The sequence below is a fragment of the Caulobacter sp. D5 genome, assembly GCF_003185805.1.
Lineage (GTDB): Bacteria > Pseudomonadota > Alphaproteobacteria > Caulobacterales > Caulobacteraceae > Caulobacter.
Genome location: NZ_QHJY01000298.1, coordinates 1 through 4501, shown reverse-complemented (window position 1 = coordinate 4501; position 4501 = coordinate 1). Strand labels below are relative to the sequence as shown.

General features: G+C 70.2%; 3 protein-coding genes and 1 pseudogene. 1 reads left to right on the top strand and 3 read right to left on the bottom strand.

Annotated elements, in window-relative coordinates:
• The coding region (locus DMC18_RS18420; protein WP_158285932.1) for a TonB-dependent receptor domain-containing protein at window positions 1–1012 on the top strand (1012 nt) is incomplete at its 5' end.
• Window positions 1013–1018: 6 nt separating this feature from the next.
• On the opposite strand, the gene DMC18_RS18415 is transcribed toward DMC18_RS18420, so the two are convergent.
• The 3 genes and pseudogenes from DMC18_RS18415 to DMC18_RS26135 all read right to left on the bottom strand — a co-directional run.
• On the bottom strand, window positions 1019–2668 hold the full coding sequence (locus DMC18_RS18415; protein ID WP_110119772.1) for a DUF5597 domain-containing protein: 1650 nt from the start codon (window positions 2666–2668) through the stop codon (window positions 1019–1021).
• 110 nt (window positions 2669–2778) lie between these two features.
• On the bottom strand, window positions 2779–4308 hold the full coding sequence (locus tag DMC18_RS18410) for a tryptophan halogenase family protein (RefSeq protein WP_110119771.1): 1530 nt from the start codon (window positions 4306–4308) through the stop codon (window positions 2779–2781).
• A pseudogene (locus DMC18_RS26135) lies at window positions 4305–4501 on the bottom strand (hypothetical protein); the annotation flags it as partial. The pseudogene DMC18_RS26135 and the gene DMC18_RS18410, both read right to left, overlap by 4 nt.

Sequence of the window (4501 nt, the reverse complement as noted above, 5' to 3'; positions counted from 1 at the left end):
CCTGCCGCGCGACGCGGGCCGAAGGGTCTGGGGCGAGGCCGGGGTGCGCGCGGTGCGCACCGGGATCGCGGCCGGAGGCCTGGACGTGGCGCCCGACGCCGGCCTGCGCTGGACGACGGCGTCGAACGCCTACTGGTCGGCCCTGCCGTCGATGAACCTGGCCTGGAGCGCCGCTCCCGACGTCGTGGTCCGGTTCGGCGCGGCGCGGGTCATGGTGCGGCCCGACCTGATCAGCCTGCGCCCGGGCGTGGGGCTGTCGACCACCGGAGCCAAGACGGCTTCGTCGGGCAATCCGAACCTGCGTCCGACGCGGGCCGACGCCTTCGACCTGTCGGTGGACTGGCGGCCCCGGCCCGGCCTGCAAGTCACGGCGGCGGTCTATCGGAAGAACATCGCCACGACGGTGCAGTCGACGACGACCCGGCCCGCGCCATTCTCGGCCAATCCATTCGGCCTTCCCGACAGCGTGGCGGCGGCGGCCTGCGGGGCGGCGCTGGACTGCTCGCCGACCTTGCCGATCTGGCAGTTCTCGCGGCCGATCAACACCGGGCCGGGCCACCTGACCGGCGCCGAGGCCTCGTTCCGCGCCGCCTTGGGCGAGCATTGGACGCTGCAGGGCGCGGGCGCCTACACCCGCACGGTGGTGCGGCTGCTCGACCAGACCGGCGCCTGGGTGGACATGCAGGACGCCCTGAGCGCGCCGCGCCTGGCGGCCAACCTGGCGCTGGCCTACCACCGGCCGGGCCTGGAGGCGCGGGTCGCGCTCAGCCATCGCGGCCGCTACCTCGCCACCATCCCCGCCCCCAACGGCGGCGACGTGGACGGGGTGGATCCACTGACCACGCTGGACGCCGCCGCGCGGCTGGAACTGTCGCCGAGCCTGACCCTTACGGCCGAGGCCTCGAACCTGGCCGGTGCGCCGCAGCGGCAGTTCAGCGACCGCACGCTGATCCCGACCTATCGGCACGATACGGGGCGGGAGGTGCGGGTGGGGTTGCGGTGGCGGATGTGATGGGCCCTACCGATACCGATAAAACCGCACCCGCTGGATCTGGAACTGATCGGGCGACAGGCGGATGTGGCGGCCCTGGTGGGTCTGGTCGCCGTTGAGCAGGCGGCCGGGGATCCAGCGGCCCTGATCGTCGAACACGCCCTCCTCGGCCTTGTCGATCCCGGCCAGCGGCGGCCCCTTCCCCGACCCGGCGAAGGTGACGACGATGCCGCGACCGGCGATCAGATAGTCCTCGGGGCCGACCTGGATGATCAGCCCGCCGTGGGTCGCCGGCTTCTGCGCGGTCTTGGGCGTCCAGGGATCGATGAAGCCGACCTCGAAGCGATAGTCGCCCATCACCTTGGTCACCGGCGCGTCCTGCACCGTCCCGTCCTCCAGCACGCGGGGCTTGAAGCCGGCCATCGCCGCCTTGCCCTGGGCGGCCAGCAGGAGCGGCGTCAGCTGACGTAGGACGGCGTAGGCGTCGGTTAGGGCCTTCTGCTCGTCGGCGTTGACGCTCTCGATGGCGAAGGGCGAGAAGCCCAGGGCGTCGAGGTTTCCGAAGGCGTAGAAGGCGTTGGCCGGGGTTTCCGGGGCGCTGGCGTTGTTGGCTTCGGGGATGAACAGCGCGTTGTCGGGCCGCACGAAGCGGGCGGCCAGATCGCTGAAGTTCGGGAAGTAGATGTCGGGCGACAGCAGATCCAGGCTCGGCGCGCCGGCCTTCCAGACGTCGAGCAGGTGAGGCAGCGGCCCGCCGCTGGGATATTCGCCGGGCTTCTTGCCGGTGCGATTGAGGGCGGCGTTGACGTACATCGGCAGCGGATACGCGGCCTTGCCGGCGGCCGTGACGCCCTCGGTGTAGCGGGCGTAGGACCAGGCGGTGAACACCTCCTGCCCGGCCTCGTCGGCGCCGAAGACGGCGGCCCAGGAGCCCCTCTCCTTGGACCCGTTGCGTTTCCAGAGATCGCGCAGCTCCGGCTCGACGGCCTCGCCGCCCGTCTTCAGGCGCTGGATCAGGGCGGCCGGGACCTCGCCGGCATAGGCCTTGTCGGCGGCCGGGCCGTGTTCGCGGGCCGAGGGCAGCATGCCGATCTCGTTCTCGACCTGGACCATCAGGACGGTGTTTCGATCGGCGTCGACCGCCTTGATGTGGGCCAGCAGCGCCGCATAGGCCCGGGCGTCGGCCTTGCGGGTGTCGTCGGAGAAGGCCGACAGGATCTCGACGCTCGAACCGTCCTGCGCCCGCACGCGCGGGAAGCGGGCCTGGTCGCGCTTCACCCAGGCCGGAACATAGGTCGACATGCTGTTCTTCCAGGCCCCGAACCACAGCAGGACCAGCTTGATGTCCTGGGCGCGGGCGTCGGCGATCAGATCATCGACGCTAGAGAAATCGTAGGATCCCTCCTTCGGCTCGATCAGCTCCCAGGAGACGGGGGCGAGCACGGTGTTGAGGTTCATGGCCTTCAGCCGCGGCCAGTGACGGGCCATGTAGGCGCGGCTGGAGGCGCTGGAATTGCCGAGCTCGCCGCCGAGCACCAGCATCGGCTTGCCGTCGACGACCAGACGGGCGCTGGTTCCATGCTTTTCGAGGCGGGGGATCTCGGCGGAGGCGATTTGGGCCGCCAGCAGCGAAACGACGGCCGCGCCCGCCCCGAACCAGGTCTTCAAGCCCCTCACCCACGCCTCCCGCCAACGCTCTTTGTTACCGCTAGCATTCGGACGACGGAGGCCGGCTTGTCAACGAGAAGTCATACCAATCGCAAGAATGGTCCGACCAATTGGTTTCACTAGGCAGGAACGGCGGCCCGCGCCGCCGCGCCCAGCAGGCCGGCCTTGTCGAGATAGAGGTCGTGCGGCGGCATGCCGGCCACGCGCTCGTTGATGGCCGAGCGGATCATGCCGACCCGCCGGCGCAGCTCGTCCGAGGAGATGGTGTCGGCGACGGCGTGATAGTCCTCCGGGATCAGCCCCTGCCCCGCCAGGATGGCGAACCAGTTGGTCTCCTTGAACAGTTCCTGCTGGCCGACCAGCACCTCGCCGCGGCTGCGGAACACCTCCAGCCGCTGGGTCAGGCTGTCGGGCGGGACCATGGCCTGGCACCAGCGCCAGAACTCGGTGTCGTCGCGCTCGGTGACCTTGTAGTGGGCGATGATGAAGTCGCGGACCTGCTCGTATTCCAGCGACATCTCGCGATTGAACTTGTCGACCACCCAGGGGTCGAAGCCGGTCTTGGGGAACAGGGCCAGCAGCTTGGCGATCGCCGCCTGGACCAGGTGGATGCTGGTCGACTCCAGCGGCTCCAGGAAGCCGCTCGACAGGCCGATGGCCAGGACGTTGCCGATCCAGCTCTTGCGGCGGCGGCCGGCGGTGAACTTCAGGACCTTCGCATCGGCCAGGGCCGCGCCGTCCAGGCGCTCGCCCAGCAGGCGCACGGCCTCGTCCTCGGCGATGAAGGCGTCGCTGAACACATAGCCGTTGCCAGTGCGGTGCTGCAGCGGGATCCGCCACTGCCAGCCGGCCTCCCGGGCGGTGGCGCGGGTATAGGGGGTCAGTTCGCCGGCCCGGACGCAGGGCATGGCGGCGGCGCGGTTGCAGGGCAGCCACTGGCTCCAGTCGTCATAGCCGGCGCCGAGGGTCTCCTCGATCAGCAGACCTCGGAAGCCCGAGCAGTCGACGAAGAAGTCGCCCTCGATCGCGCGGCCGTCGTCGAGCACCAGGCGCGAGACGTGGCCGCTTTCCCCGTCACGCTCGACGCCGGAGATCTTGCCCTCGACGCGGACCACGCCCCGGGCCTCGGCGTAGCGGCGCAGGAAGGCCGCATAGAGCGCCGCATCGAACTGGAAGGCGTAGTTGATCTTGGGCAGGGTCGCGAGACTTTGGGGCGGCGCGCGCAGGAACCGACCTGCCTTGGCGGCCAGGGATTCCGCGTTGAACAGGCTGTGGTCGGTCTGGCCGCTCTCGCGGGCCCAGCGCAGCCAGAAGTGCTGGAAGCCGACCCCGTCCATGTCGGCGCCGTAGAGGCCGAACGGGTGGAAATAGCTGTGGCCCCGGCGGCGCCAGTCGACGAACTCGATGCCCAGCTTGAAGGTGGCGTTGGTCTCTCGGATGAAGACGTCCTCGTCGAGACCCAGCACCTTGTTGAACAGCAGGATCATCGGGATGGTCGCCTCGCCCACCCCCACGGTGCCGATCTGCTCGGACTCCACCAGGGTGATCGAATAGCGCTTCGTGCCGACGACCTGGGACAGGGCGGCGGCCGTCATCCAGCCGGCGGTCCCGCCGCCGACGACCACGATGTTGCGGACAGCTTGGGTCACGTGAACCTCAGGGGCGCGGGAGCGGCCTGGGCCGGACGCGGCGCGAGGGCCGCGAGCCTGGCCTCCAGCGGGCGCATCTGGCCCACCTCAACGGCGATGCGGCGCAGGATGGTCTGGAAGACCTGGATCTGCTCGGCCTCGGCGACGCCTTCGGCCAGGGGGGCGTGGGCCTGGGGTATCAGGCCGTGGCCGA